The organism is Oerskovia gallyi (genome assembly GCF_014836745.1).
In the GTDB taxonomy this organism is placed as follows: Bacteria; Actinomycetota; Actinomycetes; order Actinomycetales; family Cellulomonadaceae; genus Oerskovia; species Oerskovia paurometabola.
Genome location: NZ_JACSQE010000011.1, coordinates 162,197 through 181,135 on the forward strand (window position 1 = coordinate 162,197; position 18,939 = coordinate 181,135).

An 18,939-nucleotide genomic window follows, 5' to 3' on the forward strand; every position below is an offset into this window, starting at 1 on the left:
AGCACGAGCGCGACGACCAGGGCTCTCGCGCGAGCGCTGGAGGGAGCGACGAGGGCCCCGTGGCGCCCTTCGACGACTACCGGCCCGAGGACGAGAGCGCGAGGGCGCGGAACCGACGAGGACACCCGCCACACTCTAGTGCGCGCGGGCCGCGCACCCTGGAGGTGACGCCGGGGCCCGACGGAGCGCGACGCCGTCGGGCACGGGTCCGTCCGCGTCAGGCGACCGGCGTCCCCGCGGCGAGCGCCTCGCGGTCCTGGTCGTCGACCGGACGCACCACACGGCACGGCGAACCGAGCGCGAGCACGCGCGGCGGGACGTCGCGCGTCACGACGCTGCCGGCGCCGATGACCGAGCCCGCGCCGATCGTGACCCCGGGCAGGACGACGACGTTCGACCCGATCCAGACGTCGTCCTCGATGCGCACGGGCAGCGAGAACTGGGACCCGCCGCGACGGGCCTCGGGCGAGAGGGGGTGGCCGGCCGTGGCGATCGTGACGTGCGGGGCGAACAGGACCCGGTCACCGACGTGGATGTCGGCGTCGTCGACGAGGACCAGGTCGAAGTTGGCGTAGACGTGGTCCCCGAGGTGCACGTGCGACCCGTAGGACACGCTGAGCGGCGGCTCGATCCACACACCCTCGCCGATCGACCCGAACAGCTCGCCCAGGATGGCGGCACGCTCGGCGACCTGGCCCGGTCGTGAGTGGTTGAAGTCGTAGGCGAGCTCCTTGCCCGCGACGCGCTCGGCCTCGAGCTGCTCCAGGCCGTCTCCGAAGTCCACGTAGGGCTCGCCCGTGTTCATGCGTGCTCGGACGGAGCGGTACTGCTCGGTGGTCATCGTGGTCTCCTGGTCGTTCGGTGGGCGTCGCACGCTACCGGTCGGCAGGGTGCGGTCACGCATAGGATCGTCGGGTGGCGAGGGACGGGGTGTACGCGAAGGGGCGGCTCAAGCGCGAGGAGATCCTCGACGTCGCGCTCGAGGTCTTCGCCGACGAGGGGTACCGCGGCACGAGCCTGCGGACCATCGCGGCGCGCTGCGGGCTCACGGTCGCGGGGGTCATGCACTACTTCGACTCGCGCGAGGACCTGCTGACCCAGGTGATCGTGCGACGGGACCAGACCGGTCGGCCCCTGCACCACGACGCTCCCCGCACGCTCGCCGAGAACGTCCGGGGCAACGCCGAGCGCCCCGGCCTCGTCGAGCTGTTCGTGTCCCTCACGGCCGCGGCCCGCGACCGTGAGCACCCGGCGCACGAGGTCCTGGCCCAGCGGTACGCGGGTCTGCGGGCCACGCTGCGCGACGACGTCGTCGCCCGGCAGGAGGCCGGCGAGCTGCCCGGGCGCCTCGACCCCGACGCTCTCGCCCGTCTGATCCTGGCGACCGCCGACGGAGCGCAGCTCCAGTGGATGGTCGACGACGAAGCGAGCCTCGAGGGCCCGCTCGACACGCTGCTGTACGACGTGCTCGGCCTGGCGCGGCCCTAGTCCACGGCCGCGCCGGGGGTTCTGGCGGCGTCCCTCCACCCTCTCGCTCCTTCGCGTCGGACCATTTACCTATCAGTGTATGGTTTTCTCGGACCGCCCGCGGACGCCCCCCGGCCCACCGCCCCGGACCTCCGCCCCGCGCCACCGTCGTCGTCTCGAAGGGACACCCCATGCCCGACCGCCTCCTCTACCAGGACCCCACCCTCCCGGTGCCCTCCCGCGTGGCCGACCTCGTCGGCCGCATGACGCTCGCGGAGAAGGTCGGACAGATGATGCAGCTCAACGCGGCCGACGGCGTCGAGCGGCTCGTGACCGAGATCCACGTCGGCTCGATCCTGCACACCTCCCCCGAGAACGTCCTGCGCGCCCACGAGCTCGCGTCCGCGACCCGCCTCGGGATCCCCCTGCTCATCGCCGAGGACTGCATCCACGGGCACTCGTTCTGGGAGGGGGCGACGATCTACCCGACCCAGCTCGGCATGGCCGCGACCTGGAGCCCCGGGCTGCTCGAGCAGGTCGCCCGGGCCACAGCGGTCGAGGTCGCCTCGACCGGCAACCACTGGACCTTCTCGCCCGTCCTGTGCATCACGCGCGACCTGCGCTGGGGCCGGGTCAGCGAGACGTTCGGCGAGGACCCGTTCCTCATCGGCGAGCTCGCGTCCGCGATGGTCCGCGGGTACCAGGGCGAGGGTCTGAGCGACCCGACGGCGATCCTCGCGACCGCCAAGCACTTCGCCGGGTACTCCGAGACCCAGGGTGGGCGCGACGCGAGCGAGGCCGACATCTCACGACGCAAGCTGCGCTCCTGGTTCCTCCCGCCGTTCGAGCGCGTCGCGCGCGAGGGGTGCCGAACCTTCATGCTGGGCTACCAATCGATGGACGGCGTCCCGATCACGGTCAACGACTGGCTCCTGAGCGAGGTGCTGCGCGGCGAGTGGGGCTACACCGGGACCCTCGTCACCGACTGGGACAACGTGGGACGCATGGTCTGGGAGCAGCACATCCAGCCCGACCACACCCACGCCGCGGCCGCGGCGGTCCGCGCGGGGAACGACATGGTCATGACGACCCCGCAGTTCTTCGAGGGAGCGCAGGACGCCGTCCGCCAGGGGCTGCTCGACGAGGTCGACCTCGACGCCGCCGTGGCACGCATCCTCACCCTGAAGTTCGAGCTCGGCCTGTTCGAGGACCCACGCCGCCCCGACCCGGCCCGGCAGGCCGAGGTCATCGGCTGCGCGCAGCACGCGGACCTCAACCTCGAGGTCGCGCGGCGCTCGCTCGTCCTGCTCACCAACGACGGCACCCTCCCGCTCGACGGCGGGCACGTCGCCGGGCCGGACGGACGCGCGGTCCGCGCCGACGCCCCGGGGCGCCCCGTACGCCGGATCGCGGTCGTCGGGCCCAACGCGGACGACCCGGACACCCAGCTCGGCGACTGGGCCGGACGGTCCGGTCAGGCCGACTGGCTGCCCGACGGGCACCCGCGCGAGATGACCCAGACGGTGCTCGACGGGTTCCGCGACCACGTCCCCGCCGGGTGGACCGTCACGCACGCACGAGGTGCCGACATCCTGACGCTCGTCCCCGACCCGGACGGCGAGCTGTTCCCCGACGGGCAGCCCCGCCCCCAGGTCGTGCTGCCCGCCGCACCGGACGCCGACCTGATCGCCGAGGCCGTCGCGGCCGCGCACGACGCCGACTACGTCGTGGCAGTCGTCGGGGACCGGATCGAGCTCGTGGGCGAGGGACGGTCGACCGCGACGCTCGACCTCGTGGGCGCACAGGTCGCGCTCCTCGACGCGCTCGCCGCGACCGGGACCCCGCTGGTCGTCGTGGTGCTCGCGTCCAAGCCGCTCGTCCTGCCGCCCTCGGCACGCGACGCGGCCGCGATCGTGTGGGCCGCCAACCCCGGCATGCGCGGCGGGCGGGCGATCGCCGAGCTCGTGCTCGGTCTGGTCGAGCCGTCGGGCCGCCTGCCCCTGTCGTTCGCGGAGCACGTCGGGCAGCTTCCCGTGTACTACAACCAGCTCCCCGGCCAGCACGGGACCCGCTACGCCGACCTCACGCAGCGCCCGCCCTTCGCGTTCGGCGAGGGCCTGAGCTACACGACGCTCGAGTACTCGGCGCTGACCGTCCTCGACACCGCGCTGGGGCTCGACGACACCGTGCACGCGCAGGTCACGGTCACCAACACGGGCGCGCGGCCGGCCCGGGAGACCGTCCAGGTCTACGTGCGCGACACCGTGACGTCCGTGACGTGGGCCGAGAAGGAGCTCAAGGCGTACCGGCAGGTCGACCTCGCCCCGGGCGAGTCGCTCGTGGTCGACCTCGAGGTCGCCGTCGCGGACTGCACGCTCGTCGACGCCCAGGGTCGGCGCGTCGTCGAGCCCGGCGCGTTCGAGCTGCTCGTCGGACCGTCGTCGCGCGACGAGGCGCTGCTCGTGGCGGGCTTCACGGTCACGAGCTGAGGCGAGCACCCCGGGCCACCACCCCGGGGGTACGACGAAGGGCTCGACGGCGCGTGACGCCGTCGGGCCCTTCGTGGCAGTGCTGCGGTACGCGCCTCAGGCGCGCGGGTCTCCCCCGCGCCGCTCGGGCCACGGGCTGTCGGCCGGGCGCAGGGCGGACCAGCCGGTCGCGCGCGCGGCGGCGGCCGCCAGGATCCCGACGACGGCCGACGGGTTGTGCAGGTCCCCCGCAAGGACCGCGGACACGGCCTCGTCGAGCGGCACCCAGCGCAGCTCCATGCCCAGCTCCTCGGCCTCACGCTCGTGGCGCTCGGCCTCGGGGACCTGCGACAGGTCACGCGCGAGGAAGACCCGCAGGGCCTCGTTGCTGCCGCCCGGCGACGTGTAGTAGTCCGCCAGGACGTCCCAGCGCGCAGCGCGCAGGTCCGCCTCCTCGAGCAGCTCCCGGGCGGCCGCGGCCTGCGCGTCCTCCCCGTCCACGTCGAGCAGACCGGCCGGCGGCTCCCACAGCTCGCGCCGCACCGGGTGCCGGTACTGGTGCAGCAGCAGGACCCGTTCGTCCTCGTCGAGCACGACGATCGCGACCGCACCGGGGTGGTCGACGAACTCGCGCGTCACGACGCCGCCCTCGCCCAGGTCCACGGACTCCGAGCGCAGGTCGAAGATGCGGCCCGCGTGCAGGACACGCTCCGCGCTGACGTCCCGGGCCACCGGGACGTCAGCGAGCGGGCGGACGCTCACGTCAGGCCGTCCGAGCCTCGAGCGCCGCCGCGACCAGGCCCGCGAACAACGGGTGGGCACGCGTCGGGCGGCTCTTGAACTCGGGGTGCGCCTGCGTGCTCACGTAGTACGGGTGCACGTCGGCCGGGAGCTCGACGAACTCGACGAGCGACGAGTCGGGCGAGGTGCCCGAGATGACCAGGCCGGCCTCCTCGAGGCGCGCACGGTAGGCGTTGTTGACCTCGTAGCGGTGACGGTGACGCTCCGTGACCGACTCGGAACCGTAGGTCTTGGCGACCACGGAACCAGGACGCAGCGCGGCCTCGTACGAGCCCAGACGCATGGTGCCGCCCAGGTCGCCCCCACCGTCGACGATCGCGAGCTGCTCCTCCATCGTGGCCACGACGGGGTTCTTGCTCTCCGGGTCGAACTCGCTCGACGACGCGTCCTCGATGCCCAGCACGTTGCGCGCGTACTCGATGACCATCGACTGCAGGCCCAGGCAGATGCCGAGCGTCGGGACCTTGTTCTCGCGGGCCCAGCGCAGGGCGCCGAGCTTGCCCTCGATGCCGCGCACGCCGAAGCCGCCCGGGACCAGGATCGCGTCGGCCCCGCCGAGCGCGTCCTCGGCGCCCTCGGGCGTCTGGCAGTCGTCCGAGGGGACCCAGCGGATCGTGACCTTCGCGTCGTTGGCGAAGCCACCCGCACGCAGCGCCTCGGTCACGGACAGGTAGGCGTCCGGCAGGTCGATGTACTTGCCGACGAGCGCGACCTCGACCTGGTGCTCGGGCTGGTGCACGCGCTCGAGGAGCTGCGACCACCCGTCCCAGTCCACGTCGCGGAACGCCAGGCCCAGACGGCGCACGACGTACGCGTCGAGGCCCTCCGAGTGCAGCACGCGCGGGATGTCGTAGATGCTCGGCGCGTCGATCGCGTTGACCACGGCCTCGTTGTCCACGTCGCACATGAGCGCGATCTTGCGCTTCACGGGCTCGGGGACCACACGGTCCGCGCGCAGCACGATCGCGTCGGGCTGGATGCCGATCGAGCGCAGCGCGGCGACCGAGTGCTGCGTCGGCTTGGTCTTGAGCTCGCCCGACGGGCCGATGTACGGCACCAGGGAGACGTGCAGGAAGAAGACGTCGTCACGGCCGAGCTCGTGCCGGACCTGACGGGCGGCCTCGAGGAAGGGCTGGGACTCGATGTCGCCGACCGTGCCGCCGATCTCCGTGATGATCACGTCGACGCCCTCGCCCGCCTGGGCGCGCATGCGCGACTTGATCTCGTCGGTGATGTGCGGGATGACCTGCACCGTGTCGCCGAGGTACTCGCCGCGACGCTCCTTGGCGATGACCTGCGAGTAGACCTGGCCCGTCGTCACGTTGGACGAGGCCGGGAGCTCCACGTCGAGGAATCGCTCGTAGTGCCCGATGTCGAGGTCCGTCTCGGCGCCGTCCTCGGTCACGAAGACCTCGCCGTGCTGGAACGGGTTCATGGTGCCGGGGTCGACGTTGAGGTAGGGGTCGAGCTTCTGCATCGTGACGCTCAGGCCACGGGATCGGAGCAAGCGACCCAGGCTCGAAGCCGTCAGCCCCTTACCGAGAGAGGAGGCCACGCCGCCGGTCACGAAGATGTGCCGGGTGCTGTGGTCCGAGCGGCCGCCGGTGAGGGCGTGGGGTCTGTTCAGGTGATCTGCCACGGAACTCCATCCTAACAGTGACTCGTCGGGGCCGCTCCGGATCCGGGGGTCCGCGACCGTGGGATGACTCTCAGTCGGGCTGTTCGCCCTCCAGTCTGCGCCCGGCGGGCGGGTACCGCCCAGCCCGTCAGGCGTCCGGGCTCGCGTCGGCGGGTGCCGTGCCCCGCCCGCGCCGCACCAGCCCGACGACGGACGACCGGTCCGCGACGAACGCCAGCCCGACCACGACGAGGGCCGCCAGGACGGCAACCCCGACGCCGACGGCGAGCGCCGCCGCAACGTGCGCGTCGTCGGGCAGGAGGACCGCGCTGAGGCCCCGTCCTGCCGCACTGCCGAGCGCCACGCCCAGGATCACGACGGCGACGGTGCGCGGCACGTGGGCCACCGCCTCCGGGCCGGCGTGCCGACGCACCGCGAGCAGGAGCAGAAGGCCCGCGACCGTCATGCCCACCGCGGTCGCGAGGCCGAGGAGCGCCAGCACCCTCACCTGGTCGCCCTCCCCGAGCGCCGCGGGGCCCACGACCGCCAGCACGGCGACGACCACCCAGCCGGTCGCGGTCGCCACGACGGCCGCGCGCTGACGGTCCAGGACGTAGAGAGCGCGCGACAGGTGCAGGATCAGGGCGAAGCCCACGATGCCCGGCGCCATGGTGGCCGTGGCCACGCCCAGGCCCTCAACTGACGAGCCGGTGACGACGTCGAAGACCGACTCGACCGCGGCCGAGGCCGCCACGAGCGCCGCCACACCCACCCCGGACACCAGGAGCAGGGTGCGCGTCGTCGACGCCAGCAGCCCGTCGAAGAGCTCGCGGCTCCCCTGGGCGACGTGCTCGGCCAGGCGAGGGAACGCGCTCGTCGCGAGCGGGAACGCGAGCACCGCGTACGGCAGCAGGTAGACCTGCTGCGCGTAGAAGTACGTCGGGAAGGTCGCCTCGGGCCCGGAGGTGTTCGCCGCGTACATCGCCGCGAGCACAGAGACCTGCTGCGCGACGAGCGCCCCGACCCCGGCGAACGCGAGGTTGCGGGCCCGGACGCCCTCACCGCCAGGGAAGCGCAGGATCGGGCGTAGCCGGGTGCCGGTGCGCGCGACGGGCAGGACGAGAGGCAGGGCCAGCGCCGCGACCCCGAGCGTCGTCCCCCAGCCCAGCCACGCGATCGCGCTCGACGACAGCGCCGCCACGTCGTTCTGGTCCCCGTCCGCCAAGCCCGCGAACACCAGGTACACCCCGATGACCACGAGGCTCGAGACGAGCGGTGCGAAGGCCTGCCAGAAGAAGCGCTTGTGGGCCTGGAGGATCCCGCCGAGGATCACGGCGAACCCGTACATCGGGATCTGCAGCGCGAAGACGCGCACGAAGAGCGCCGTGACGTCGACCAGATCGGGGTGCTTGCCCATCAGCACGTACGCGATGGGGTACGCCAGCGCAGCGAGGAGGGCGCCCAGCGGGACCAGGACCAGGAGGGTCCAGCCGAGCAGCGCGGACGCGATCTTCGAGACGTCGACGCGGGCACCTCGCGCGATAGGCCCGGCGAGCAGCGGGACGACCGCGCCCGCGAGCGCACCGCCCGCCGCGACCTCGAACAGGACGTTGGGCAGGATGTTGGCCGACGTGTACGCCGTCCCGATGCCCTCGGTGCCGACCGCCGACGCCATGACCAGCGACCGGGCGAAGCCGACCAGCCGGCTCGCGATCGTCACGACCGTGATCATGAGCGCCGCGCCCGCGAGCGTCTGCGTGCCCGCACGCAGCCGGGAGCCGCGTGCGGGTCGTGGCGCGGGCGCGGTCTCCGGGCCCGGCGTCACGTCCTCGCTCAAGCCGGTGCGTCCTGTCCGGACGGCGACGGGTCGGTGGTCGTCGCGGTGCTGGCGGGGGTGGCGGTGGTGGACGCCCCAGTGGTGGACGCCCCAGTGGTGGACGCCCCAGTGGTGGACGCCCCAGTGGTGGACGCCGGACGGCGGCCCCACTGGTCCACGCGGCGCAGCACCCGGTTGCCGTCGATGACCTTCGAGAAGCTGACCTTCTCGCTCGCCACGTTGAGGCCCAGGATGCCGGCGAGCGCGAGCAGGCGCACCGGCCGTGGCGCACCGAACGCGATCTGCGTGCCGACCAGAGCGCCGAGCGCGTTCGCGCCCCCGTCGCCGAGCATGTCGCGCTCGCCCAGGTCGCCGGGAGCGGCTGCGGCCGCCGCACCGAGCACCGCGCCCGACGTCGCTCCTACGGGCGTGGCCGCGAGCGGGACCGCCAGGGCGGCGCCCGCCTTGAGCGCGCGCCCGGGACGCAGGTCGAGAAGGTTGAAGAGGTTGGCGCTGAGCGCGACGATCGAGCCGTTGACCGCGACGTCCGTCAGGTACCCGAGGGCCGAGCCGGTCCGGCGCGTACCGACGAAGGCCGCCGTGAGCGACGTCGTCCCGATCCCCAGGACCTTGAGGCCCCCCGTGGTCACTCGCCCCTCGAGCAGCGCACCGACGTGCCCCTTGATGCCCTTGGTCCGGGTCGAGGCGTCCTCGGCGAGGTCGTCGACCAGCCCGAACGCGCCGCCTCCCACGGTCGCCAGTGCGGCCGCGGTGCGGGTGCGGGCGTCGGGTCCTGCGACGAGAGCCCCTGCCACGAGACCCGCGGCGACCGCCGGGCCCTCGAGCAGGCTGATGGGCTCCCCACGGTGGTTGGTCCGGGTCCAGCGTTCGTCCCCACCGGGCGGGGTGGCGTCGAGGTACGCGCGGGCGGTCGCCGTGGCCGTGGCCGAGGTGAGTGCGGCGCCGACGGCGCGCAGGAAGGTGCCCACTGGTCTCAGCCCTCCGTCTGCTCGCCGGTCGTGCCGGTGTCGCCTGTCGTGCCGGTGTCGCCGGTGTCGGTGGCCGTGCCCGGGGCCCCGAGGGGCGCGCGGTCGACGGGCGGGAGCTGGACGGCCGGCGGGATGACCGCCGTCGCGCCCTCCTCGAAGCCGAACTGACCGACTTTGTCGCCCAGGCGTGCCGCGAGAGCCAGCGGGACCGAGATCTGACCGGCAGGCTCTTCGATACCGCTGACCGTGGAGAGGACCGCCGCGAGGTCGGCGTCGGCCGTGATGGTCGAGATCAGGTCGCCCGGCACGGGGGTCGAGCCCGCGACGAGCGAGCCCTCGGACCGCGCCTGCGCTGCCTGGGCGAGCAGGACCTCGATGTCGACCGCGTAGGCCTTGGCCTCGTCGACGGAGGCTTCCTCCGTCGTGCCGGCCGCAGGGACGGCCTTCGGCTGGGGTTCCAGGAGAAGGATGACGTCGGCGGGCACGTCCTGCTGCTGCACGACCTCGAGGAGCTCTGCCTCGGCCAGCTTCTGCTCGATCAGCACGGCCTCCGAGGTGCGGGCCTCGGGGGCGGCGAGCTGCTTCGCGCTGAGCGACGTGGCGAGCGCGGCAGCCAGCTTCTCGTCGGTCCCGGCGTCCTCGACACCGGACACGAGGTTGGTCACCTCGGTCGCGACGGTCTTGCGTGCGTCCGTCTGGTCCTTCGACGTCCAGGCATCGTGGAGCCGGACGTGCCCGACGACGCTCGCGCCGGCGCTCTCCAGCTGCTTCTGCACGGCCTCGTAGCGGTCGCCGTCGACCTTGCCGAGGTCGACCACGGCGACCCGGCGGTCCTGGAGGGAGCCGGCGACGAGCTGGGGGCCGGCCGCGACGATGAACTCCTCGTTGTCGGCGGCCTCGAGGTTCGTGGCGTCGAGCTGGTCGCGCAGCTCGTTGCGCTCGAGCCGCAGCTGCTCGACCTGTCCCGTGAGCTGGTCACCGATCGCACCCTGGAGCGGACCCGCGCCCAGGATGATCCCGACCGCCAGCGCCAGGAAGACCGAGATCAACGAGACGATGTGGTACCTGAAGTCGATCACTGTGCTGTTGCGTCCTTCGTGTCCGTACGGGGCGACGTGCGATCGGTGCGCGTCAGGGAGATGAGGTCGGTCGTCCGGCGGCTCATGCGCCCCCGAACAGTGCGCCGATCCACGAGACGAAGTCGTCGAACCGGGCGCCGATGATGCCGAAGACCGTCTGTCCGGCGGCGGTGGACCACATCGCCATGATCACGGCGAAGAGCCCCGCGAGGGACAGCAGCGTGAGCTGCAGGTTCGAGATCCGGTGCTGGTAGAGGCGCGAGACGCCCTTGGCGTCGACGAGCTTGCCGCCCACGCGCAGGCGCGTGAGGAACGTGGAGGCCATGCCCGAGCGGCCCTTGTCGAGGAACTCCACGAGCGTCGCGTGCGTGCCGACGGCGACGATGAGCTCTGCTCCCTTGTCGTCGGCCATGAGCATCGCGATGTCCTCGCTCGTGCCCGTCGCCGGGAAGACCACCGGCTCGACGCCGAGCGCCTGGACCCGTTCGAGCCCCGGAGCCTTGCCGTCACGGTAGGCGTGCACCACGATCTCGGCACCGCACGAGAGCGCGCGGTCCGAGACCGAGTCCATGTCGCCCACGATCATGTCGGGCTTCCAGCCGGCGTCGAGGATCGCGTCGGCGCCGCCGTCGACCCCGATGAGCAGGGGGCGGTACTCCTTGATGTAGGGGCGCAGCGTCGCGAGGTCCTCGCGGTAGTGGTAGCCGCGCACGACGATGAGGACCTGCCGGCCCTCGATGTCGGTACGGATGTCCGGGACGCCCACGCCGTCGAGCAGGAGCTCCCGCTCGCGCCGCATGTAGTCCATGGTGTTCTCGGCGAAGCGCTCGATCTCCTCGGACAGCCCTGCACGGGCCTCGTCGAGGCTCACCGCGATCGTCTCGGAGGTCTGCCGCACGCCCTCGGCGAGCAGGTCCTCGCCCGCGTAGACCTTGCCGTCCTCGAGGCGCAGCTCGCGACCGTCCGAGATGCTCATGATGCCGCTGCCGAGGTCGTCGATCAGGATGATCCCGGCGTCGACCAGGATCTCCGGACCGAGGTTCGGGTAGCGGCCCGAGATCGACTTCGCGGCGTTGAGCACCGCGAGGGGCTTGGCGGTGACGAGGGCGTCGGCCGCGACCCGGTCGATGTCGAGGTGGTCGATGACCGCGACGTCACCGGGCTTGAGCCGCTTGGTGAGTGCCTTGGTGCGGGCATCGACGCGGGCGGGACCCCTGGTTCCCGGTTCCGCCACGTCGGACGTAGTTCTGCGCAGAGTGATTCTCATCGCCGCTATCGTCCCACGACCGAGGACTCGAGCAGTTCGAGCGCGTGCTGGCGGGCGGCGTCGGACTCCTCCTGCCCCGAGAGCATGCGCGCCAGCTCGCGGACGCGGTCCTCGCCCGTGACCTCGTGCACGCCCGTGACCGTGACCGGGTCGACACCGTCCGCGCCACCGGGCGACTTGGTGACCACGAGCTGGGAGTCGGCGAACGCGGCGACCTGCGCGAGGTGCGTCACGACGATCACCTGGGCAGTGCGGGCCAGGGACGCGAGGCGTCTGCCCACCTCGACGGCCGCCCGGCCGCCGACGCCCGCGTCGACCTCGTCGAAGACGAACGTGGGCAGCGGTGCGGCGTCGTCGGTGCCCGCGTCCGCGCCCGACGTGGCCAGCGCCACCTCGATCGCGAGCATCACGCGGGACAGCTCACCGCCCGAGGCACCCTTGCCGAGCGGGCGCGGCGGGGAGCCGGGGTGCGGGACGAGCGAGAGCGTCACGACGTCGGCGCCCCACGGGCCGGGCTCGTCGGCGGGGGTCACGTCGACCACGAGGCTCGAACCGGTCATGGCGAGCCCCGCGAGCTCGTCCGTCACGGCGCGCGCGAGGCGCTCCCCCGTCGCGGTGCGTGCGGCGGTGATCCGGGCGCCGAGATCGGACAGCGTCGCGGTGAGCTCGTCGGCCCGCTCGGTCATCGAGCGCAGGCGCTCGCCGCCGTCGTCGAGGTCCAGCAGTCGCAGCCCGGCGTCGCTGGCCCAGGCCAGGACGTCGTCGATCGTCTCGCCGTAGGTGCGGGTGAGCCCGCCCAGGGCGGCCAGGCGCGTGTGCGCCTGCTCGAGGCCCCCGGGGTCTGCCTGGAGGTCCTCGACGTAGCCCGAGACCTCGGTCGCGATGTCGGCGAGCGCGTAGCCGACGCCCGCGATGCGCTCGACGAGCCCGGCCAGGCTCGGGTCGAGGTGGCTCGCGGTCTCGAGCGCACGCCGGGCGCGCTCGACGGCCGACGTCGCGTCGCCGGGCGCGTCCGTCCCGTCGAGGGCGTCGTCACCCACGATCGCGTCGTGGGCCGCCTGGGCTCCCAGGCGCAGCTCCTCGGCGTTCCCGAGACGCGCGACGAGCGACGTCAGCTCGGTGTCCTCGCCGGGCTGCGGGTCGACCCGCTCGATCTCGGTGAGGCCGATGCGCAGGAGCTCCGCCTCGCGCGCGCGCTCCTGGGCGCGGGCCGTGAGGTCGGCGATCTCCTCGAGCAGGCCGGTGCGCTCGGCCCACGCCGCCCGGTACTCGTCGAGCAGCTCGGCGTGCGCGCGCCCCGCGAACGCGTCGAGCGCGACGCGCTGGTGGCTCGGCGTGCGCAGGCGCAGCTGGTCGGCCTGGCCGTGGACGGTGACGAGGTCGTCGGCGATGTCCGCGAGCACGCCCTGGGGCACGCTGCGGCCGCCCAGGTGCGCGCGCGAGCGCCCCTCGGCCGCGACGGTGCGCAGGACGACGACCGTCCCGTCGTCGTCGACGCTCCCGCCGGCCTCGTCGATGCGCTGCCCGACGGCGTCGCGCCCGCTCACTCGCAGGCGCCCCTCGACCACGGCACCGGTCGCGCCGGGGCGGACCGACGACGGGTCGGCCTTGCCGCCCATGAGGAGGCCCAGGCCGGTCAGGACCATGGTCTTGCCGGCGCCGGTCTCGCCCGTGATGACGGTCAGTCCGGGGTGGAGGGGGACGCGCGCGGAGCGGATGACGCCGAGGTTCTCGATCGAGATCTCTTCGAGCACGGTCAGTCCTCCTTCGGGTCGGGAGCGGTGGGACGCGGGCTGCCCAGCCGTGCGGCGTCGACGGCGTCGGCTGCGGCCTGGCGGGCGACGCGGACAGCGTCCGCGGCGTCCTCGGCGACGCGGCCGCGCCAACCGACCACCGGCAGCGAGAACTTGGAGACGAGCCGGTCCGTGAAGGGAGCCGTGGAGAGCCTGGCCAGGAGGATCGGTGAGTCCCCGCGCGAGACCTCGACGCGGGCGCCTGCCGGCAGGTCGATGCGGCGACGACCGTCGCACGTGAGCACCGCGGCGCCCGAGCGTTGCAGCAGCTCGAGAGCGAAGGTCGAGCGTGGGCCGACGACGAGCGGGCGCGCGAACAGGGCGTGCGCCGCGAGCGGGACGAGCAGCATCGCGTCGACGTCGGGCCATACGACCGGTCCCCCGGCCGAGAACGCGTGCGCCGTCGAGCCGGTCGCGGTCGACATGACCACGCCGTCGCAGCCGAACGACGACAGCGGCCGGCCGTCGACCCCGATCGCGACCTCGATCATGCGTTCGCGGGACGCCTTCTCGACCGTCGCCTCGTTCAGCGCCCAGCCGATCCGTGGCTCGTCCTCGCCGGGCAGCGTGACGCGGACCTCGAGCACCCCGCGCTCCTCGACCACGTAGTCGCGGGCGGCGAGGCGCTGGACGGCGGCGGGCAGGCCCTCACGCTCGGCCTCGGCGAGGAAGCCCACGTGGCCGAGGTTCACTCCGAGCAGCGGGACCCCCGTGCCGTGCGTGAGCTCGGCGGCACGCAGGATCGTCCCGTCACCACCGAGGACCATGACGACCTCGGACTCCGCGACGCCCTCCCTCGTGCGCAGCTGGGCCATGTGGTCGCCGAACGTCTCGGCGAGGTCGTCGTCGTGCAGCCCGACCTCGAAGCCCGCGTCCTGGAGCTCCTTGACCGCCTCGTGCAGCGCGACGACCGCCTCGGGCCGTCCACCGTGCGTGACGATCAGCACTCTCCTGGTCACAGGGCTCCTCCGGTCGGTCGTGGGTCCACGGCGGTGCCGCGGTCCTGGGTGGGCGCGCCGTCGTCGGGCACCGGTTGCGAGTCTGTCAGGTCCGCGCGCCCGCGCGCGTCCGGCGGCGACGTGACGTGGGCGACGCTCCCGCCGACCAGTGCCACGACGGGGACGGTCGTCACGGTCGAGGACACCGCGGCCTCGACCGCGCGCTCGAGCGCCGGCACGTCGGGCGGCGCGGGTGCGTCCGTCGCGCGCAACCACACGAAGAACTCGCGGTTGCCGCTGGGCCCGGGCAGCGGGCTGGGGACCACGCCGACGGGCCGGAGCCCCAGCGCGGCTGCGTCGAGGGCCACGTCGAGCACCGCGTGGGCGTGCAGGGTCCGGTCGCGGACCACTCCCCCGGTGCCGAGGCGCTCGCGTCCGACCTCGAACTGCGGCTTGACCATGAGCAGCAGGTGCGTGCCGGGAGCCACGACCGCGGCGACGGGCGGCAGGACCAGACGCAGCGAGATGAACGACAGGTCGGCCACGACGACGTCCGGGGTCTCGTCGAGGTCACCGGGGGCGAGGTCGCGGACGTTGAAGCCCTCACGGACCACGACGCGCGGGTCCTCGCGCAGGGCGGGCACGAGCTGGTCGTGCCCGACGTCGACCGCCACGACCCGCCGCGCACCACGGCGCAGCAGGACGTCGGTGAAGCCGCCCGTCGAGGCGCCCAGGTCGAGGCACGACGCGTCCGCGACCCGTGGGGCGCTGCCCGGGGCCGCGGCGGTGATCGCGTCGAGCGCTCCGGCGAGCTTGAACGCGGCCCGGGAGGCGTAGCCCGGGTCCGTGGGGTCCAGCTCGACGGTGATCGACTGCGCCTGCGTCACGGTGAGCGAGGGCTTGGCGACGGTCCGGCCGTCGATCGTGACGCGTCCGGCGGCGACGAGGTCGGCGGCCTGGCGCCGTGACCGGGCGAGGCCGCGGCGGACGAGCTCGGCGTCGACGCGTGTGCCCACGCTCAGTCCTCCGCGTCCGCGAGGCGCGCCTGCAGGGCCTCGTGGATCGCGTCGAACACCGCGACGTGGTGGGTCAGGGGTGCCTCGGCCAGCTCGTCGAGCCGGCCGAGCGCCGCCGCGACCGCGTCGTCGCCCGGGTCGCTGCCCGACGCCGTCGCACCGGTCCGCACGTCCCCGGGGGTGGGGACGGGGGTTGAGGTGGGAACGCCGTCGTCGACGGTGTCCTGCGCCATGCGTGTACCTCCAGTCCGTGTCCAGGGTGCGGTGCGTCGCACCGGCACGGCGGGCGCCGCCACGAGGGGCGCGCGTCGCCGCACCGGTGCAACGCTACCGGTCGGGACAGGATCTCAGCGGCTACCGACAGCCAGCTCGGGCACGGTGTCGGCGTCGACCGTGCCGCCCGTGTCGACCGTCGACCAGGCCGCGCCGCACGCGGCACGGATCAGGTCGACGCCCTCGGGGCCGGTCAGCTCGAGCGAGCCGTCCGTGACACGCGCGGCGGAGTCGCCGCACGTCCACCAGCCCTCGCCGCCCTGGGTGGGCGCCGCGTGCGGCTCGAGGAGGCTCAGGAGGTCCGCACCGATGTAGTGCGGGCGCAGCCCAGGCTCGGCGAGGACCGCGTCGCGGCCCCCGTTGACACCCGTCAGGACGTGCAGGCCCGGGTAGCCGCCCGAGCGGGCGCCCGCGAGGTCGGTGTCCAGGCGGTCACCCACGACGAGCGGTGAGGACGCTCCCGCTCGCTCGATCGCGAGCCGGTACATCGTCGGCGAGGGCTTGCCCGCGCTCGACGGCTCGACCCCCGTCGCAGCCTGGACGGCACGCACGAGCGAGCCGTTGCCCGGCGCGAAGCCCCGAGCCGTGGGCAGCGACAGGTCGAGGTTGCTCGCGACGTGCCAAGCACCCCGCTGGACCGCGTAGGCGGCCTCGGCGAGCTGGGCCCAGCCGAGCTCGGGGGCGAACCCCTGCGCGACCGCGACCGGCTCCTCGTCGGCGCTCTCGACGATCACGAAGCCCGCGTCGTGCACGGCCGTGAACAGGCCCGCACCACCGACCACCAGGACACGGGCGCCCGGCTCCAGGCGAGTCCGCAGGAGCGCGGCCGCTGCTTGTGCGGCGGTCATGACCTCGTCGGACGACGTGGGGATGTCGAGCTCGGTGAGCTGCGAGGCCACCGACTGCGGCTCGCGCGACGCGTTGTTCGTCACGAACACGAGGCGCATGCCCGCGGCACGAGCTCCCCCGAGGCCGGTCGCGGCGTTCGGGATGGGCTCGTGCCCGCGGTAGGCGACGCCGTCGAGGTCGACGAGGGCCAGGTCGTAGCGTTCCGCGAGCGGGACGTCGCTCGAGATCAGCCCCAGGCTCACTTGGTCTCCTCGTCGCTCTCCACGCCCGACGCCGCAGCGTCCTTCTCGTCCGCGGGCTCGTCCGTCGACGTCGCGGCCGAGTCGTCGGTCTCGTCGTCGCTGTCCGCCTCGTCGTCGATCTCGACGGCGTCCTCGGTCAGGTCGTAGACGACGACGTCCTCGTCGAGGGACGTGCCGAGGGCAGCGGCCAGCGCACGGGGGTCGACGTCCGCGAGGATCGCAGCCGCTTCCTCGGTGCGGCCTGCGGCCTCCAGGACGCTGGCCTTGGCCTGCAGCACACGAAGGGCGAGATCACCCGTGGCGTCGGCCGCGGGGATCTGGTCGAGCACCGCGAGTGCGGCCTCGAACTCGCCGAGGTCGACGCGCGCACCGCTCACGACGAGAGCGAGCTCCGTACGACCCGTGGCGTCGAGGGTGCTCGCCTCCTCCGAGGCGGCCAGGGCGATCGCTCGCTCGGGGCGCTCCAGCCCGCGCTCGCAGTCCGCCATGATCGGCAGGTGCTCCGACGATCCGTTGAGACGACGCACGGTGCGCAGCTCGCGCAGCGCCTCGGCATACCGGCCCGTCTGGTAAGCCGTCAGCCCTGCGGCCTCACGGACCACGTCGACGCGGCCGGCGCGGCGCACCGCAGCCTGTGCGTGCTCGTAAGCCAGCTCGGGGTCGGTGTCGATCAGCTTGCCGGCCATGACGAGGTGGCGCCCGACGACCGTCGCGTTCTCCTTGCTCAGCGTCCGCAGACGACCGCGCACGTCGCGATCGAGGTCCGAGAACTGCACGGCCTCGTCGATCTCAGGGCCAGCGTGACGCTGGTCCTGCGGCGGACGCGACTGGCGCTCGCCCTGGTCTCCTGCACGCTGCGGGCGGTCGCCGTACCTCTTGCGCTCACCGGAGCCCGAGGACTGCGGGCGGTCACCGTAGGAACGGCGCTCGCCGCCGCCGTGGGACCCGCCACCGGACTGCGGGCGGTCGCCGTAGCTCTTGCGCTCGCCACCGCCGGACTGCGGACGGTCACCGTAGGAGCGACGTTCGCCGCCACCGTAGGACCCACCACCGGACTGGGGGCGGTCGCCGTAGGAACGGCGTTCGCCGCCACCGTAGGACCCACCACCGGACTGGGGGCGGTCACCGTAGGAACGGCGCTCGCCACCGCCGGACTGCGGGCGGTCACCGTAGGAACGGCGTTCGCCGCCACCGTAGGACCCACCACCAGACTGCGGACGGTCACCATAGGAGCGGCGCTCGCCGCCACCGTAGGACCCACCACCAGACTGCGGACGGTCACCGTAAGAGCGACGCTCGCCGCCACCGTAGGACCCACCACCGGACTGCGGGCGGTCGCCGTAGCTCTTGCGCTCGCCACCGCCGGACTGCGGACGGTCACCGTAGGAACGGCGCTCACCGGAACCCGAGGACTGCGGACGGTCACCGTAGGAACGGCGCTCGCCAGAGCCCGAAGACTGCGGACGGTCACCGTAGGAACGGCGCTCGCCAGAGCCCGAAGACTGCGGACGGTCACCGTAGGAGCGACGCTCACCAGAGCCCGAAGACTGCGGACGGTCACCGTAAGAGCGACGCTCGCCGCCACCGTAGGACCCACCACCAGCCTGCGGACGGTCACCGTAGGAACGGCGCTCGCCAGAGCCCGAGGACTGCGGGCGGTCACCGTAGGAACGGCGCTCGCCGCCACCGTAGGACCCGCCACCAGACTGCGGACGGTCACCGTAGCTCTTGCGCTCACCGGAACCCGAGGACTGCGGACGGTCACCGTACGAACGGCGCTCGCCGCCACCGTAGGACCCGCCACCAGCCTGCGGACGGTCACCGTAGCTCTTGCGCTCACCGGAACCCGAGGACTGCGGACGGTCACCGTAGGAACGGCGCTCGCCGCCACCGTAGGACCCGCCACCGGACTGAGGGCGGTCACCGTAAGAGCGACGCTCGCCGGAGCCCGAGGACTGGGGGCGGTCACCGTAGGAACGGCGCTCGCCGGAGTCCTGGCGGCGGTCGCCGCCGGCGCGCGGGGGCTTGCTCGAGCTTCCGTCGCGACGGGGCGCTCCCTGACCACGGCCCTGAGAGCCGGAGGAACGACCGGTGTCGCCGGACCGCCCTGCCCCGGAAGACCTACGGTCGCGGTCGTCGGCGTGACGTTCTGGGCTGTCGTTCACAGCGGTGTCCCTTCGATATGCACTGACGTTCATCATCCCACGAGCAGGGTCGTGGGGGCTTGCCCGGTAGGTCACAGGCACGCCAAAGGCCCACCCCGTGAGGGGTGGGCCTTTGGTGAATGGTTGTCCGGCGGCGACCTACTCTCCCACCCCGTCTC

General features: G+C 73.3%; 15 protein-coding genes. 2 read left to right on the plus strand and 13 right to left on the minus strand.

Annotation, left to right across the window (positions count from 1 at the left end; translation table 11 throughout):
* Nucleotides 1–217: 217 nt before the first annotated feature.
* Complete coding sequence (locus tag H9640_RS14410; RefSeq protein WP_191791384.1) at nucleotides 218–841, minus strand: sugar O-acetyltransferase; 624 nt, start codon at nucleotides 839–841, stop codon at nucleotides 218–220.
* A gap of 74 nt (nucleotides 842–915) precedes the next feature.
* Here H9640_RS14410 and H9640_RS14415 point away from each other — a divergent pair, with 74 nt between their 5' ends.
* Both H9640_RS14415 and H9640_RS14420 read left to right on the plus strand, forming a co-directional pair.
* Nucleotides 916–1,488, plus strand: coding sequence for a TetR/AcrR family transcriptional regulator (locus H9640_RS14415; protein WP_191791385.1), 573 nt, complete (start codon nucleotides 916–918; stop codon nucleotides 1,486–1,488).
* A 170-nt stretch (nucleotides 1,489–1,658) separates the two neighbouring features.
* Nucleotides 1,659–3,956: an exo-beta-d-1,3/1,6-glucosidase gene (locus H9640_RS14420; RefSeq protein ID WP_191791386.1), complete on the plus strand. Its 2,298-nt coding sequence runs from the start codon at nucleotides 1,659–1,661 to the stop codon at nucleotides 3,954–3,956.
* A gap of 96 nt (nucleotides 3,957–4,052) precedes the next feature.
* On the opposite strand, the gene H9640_RS14425 is transcribed toward H9640_RS14420, so the two are convergent.
* The 12 genes from H9640_RS14425 to H9640_RS14480 form a co-directional block, all read right to left on the minus strand.
* Complete coding sequence (locus tag H9640_RS14425; RefSeq protein WP_191791387.1) at nucleotides 4,053–4,697, minus strand: NUDIX domain-containing protein; 645 nt, start codon at nucleotides 4,695–4,697, stop codon at nucleotides 4,053–4,055.
* Nucleotide 4,698: 1 nt separating this feature from the next.
* Nucleotides 4,699–6,375, minus strand: a complete 1,677-nt coding sequence (locus H9640_RS14430; RefSeq protein ID WP_307824065.1) for a CTP synthase — start codon at nucleotides 6,373–6,375, stop codon at nucleotides 4,699–4,701.
* Nucleotides 6,376–6,502: 127 nt separating this feature from the next.
* On the minus strand, nucleotides 6,503–8,191 hold the full coding sequence (gene murJ, locus H9640_RS14435) for a murein biosynthesis integral membrane protein MurJ (protein WP_225227228.1): 1,689 nt from the start codon (nucleotides 8,189–8,191) through the stop codon (nucleotides 6,503–6,505).
* The gene (locus H9640_RS14440) at nucleotides 8,188–9,159 is read right to left on the minus strand and encodes a hypothetical protein (RefSeq protein ID WP_318243786.1); all 972 of its coding nucleotides are present in this window, start codon (nucleotides 9,157–9,159) and stop codon (nucleotides 8,188–8,190) included. Before H9640_RS14440 ends, murJ begins: the two co-directional genes overlap by 4 nt.
* A gap of 5 nt (nucleotides 9,160–9,164) precedes the next feature.
* Nucleotides 9,165–10,238: a copper transporter gene (locus H9640_RS14445; protein ID WP_191791388.1), complete on the minus strand. Its 1,074-nt coding sequence runs from the start codon at nucleotides 10,236–10,238 to the stop codon at nucleotides 9,165–9,167.
* 82 nt (nucleotides 10,239–10,320) lie between these two features.
* Entirely contained in the window at nucleotides 10,321–11,505 is a 1,185-nt protein-coding gene (steA, locus tag H9640_RS14450; protein WP_191791389.1) for a putative cytokinetic ring protein SteA, read from the minus strand.
* Nucleotides 11,506–11,510: 5 nt separating this feature from the next.
* The gene (recN, locus tag H9640_RS14455; RefSeq protein ID WP_191791390.1) at nucleotides 11,511–13,259 is read right to left on the minus strand and encodes a DNA repair protein RecN; all 1,749 of its coding nucleotides are present in this window, start codon (nucleotides 13,257–13,259) and stop codon (nucleotides 11,511–11,513) included.
* Nucleotides 13,260–13,261: 2 nt separating this feature from the next.
* A complete protein-coding gene (locus H9640_RS14460) occupies nucleotides 13,262–14,257 on the minus strand; it encodes an NAD kinase (protein WP_191791391.1) in 996 nt (331 codons plus the stop codon).
* Nucleotides 14,254–15,252, minus strand: coding sequence for a TlyA family RNA methyltransferase (locus H9640_RS14465; RefSeq protein ID WP_191791392.1), 999 nt, complete (start codon nucleotides 15,250–15,252; stop codon nucleotides 14,254–14,256). Before H9640_RS14465 ends, H9640_RS14460 begins: the two co-directional genes overlap by 4 nt.
* Nucleotides 15,253–15,254: 2 nt before the next feature.
* Nucleotides 15,255–15,485, minus strand: a complete 231-nt coding sequence (locus tag H9640_RS14470) for a hypothetical protein (RefSeq protein ID WP_191791426.1) — start codon at nucleotides 15,483–15,485, stop codon at nucleotides 15,255–15,257.
* Between the two features lie 114 nt (nucleotides 15,486–15,599).
* On the minus strand, nucleotides 15,600–16,616 hold the full coding sequence (locus H9640_RS14475) for an HAD-IIA family hydrolase (RefSeq protein WP_191791393.1): 1,017 nt from the start codon (nucleotides 16,614–16,616) through the stop codon (nucleotides 15,600–15,602).
* Nucleotides 16,613–17,392, minus strand: a complete 780-nt coding sequence (locus H9640_RS14480) for a tetratricopeptide repeat protein (protein WP_307824063.1) — start codon at nucleotides 17,390–17,392, stop codon at nucleotides 16,613–16,615. The genes H9640_RS14475 and H9640_RS14480 overlap by 4 nt, the downstream gene beginning before the upstream one ends.
* Nucleotides 17,393–18,939: the final 1,547 nt, after the last annotated feature.

Excerpts from the sequence above, each read along its gene's own strand:
- steA (WP_191791389.1), bottom strand. The coding sequence starts at position 11,505 with ATGAGAATCACTCTGCGCAGAACTACGTCCGACGTGGCGGAACCGGGA.
- H9640_RS14470 (WP_191791426.1), bottom strand. The coding sequence starts at position 15,485 with ATGGCGCAGGACACCGTCGACGACGGCGTTCCCACCTCAACCCCCGTC.
- H9640_RS14420 (WP_191791386.1), top strand. The coding sequence starts at position 1,659 with ATGCCCGACCGCCTCCTCTACCAGGACCCCACCCTCCCGGTGCCCTCC.
- H9640_RS14410 (WP_191791384.1), bottom strand. The coding sequence starts at position 841 with ATGACCACCGAGCAGTACCGCTCCGTCCGAGCACGCATGAACACGGGC.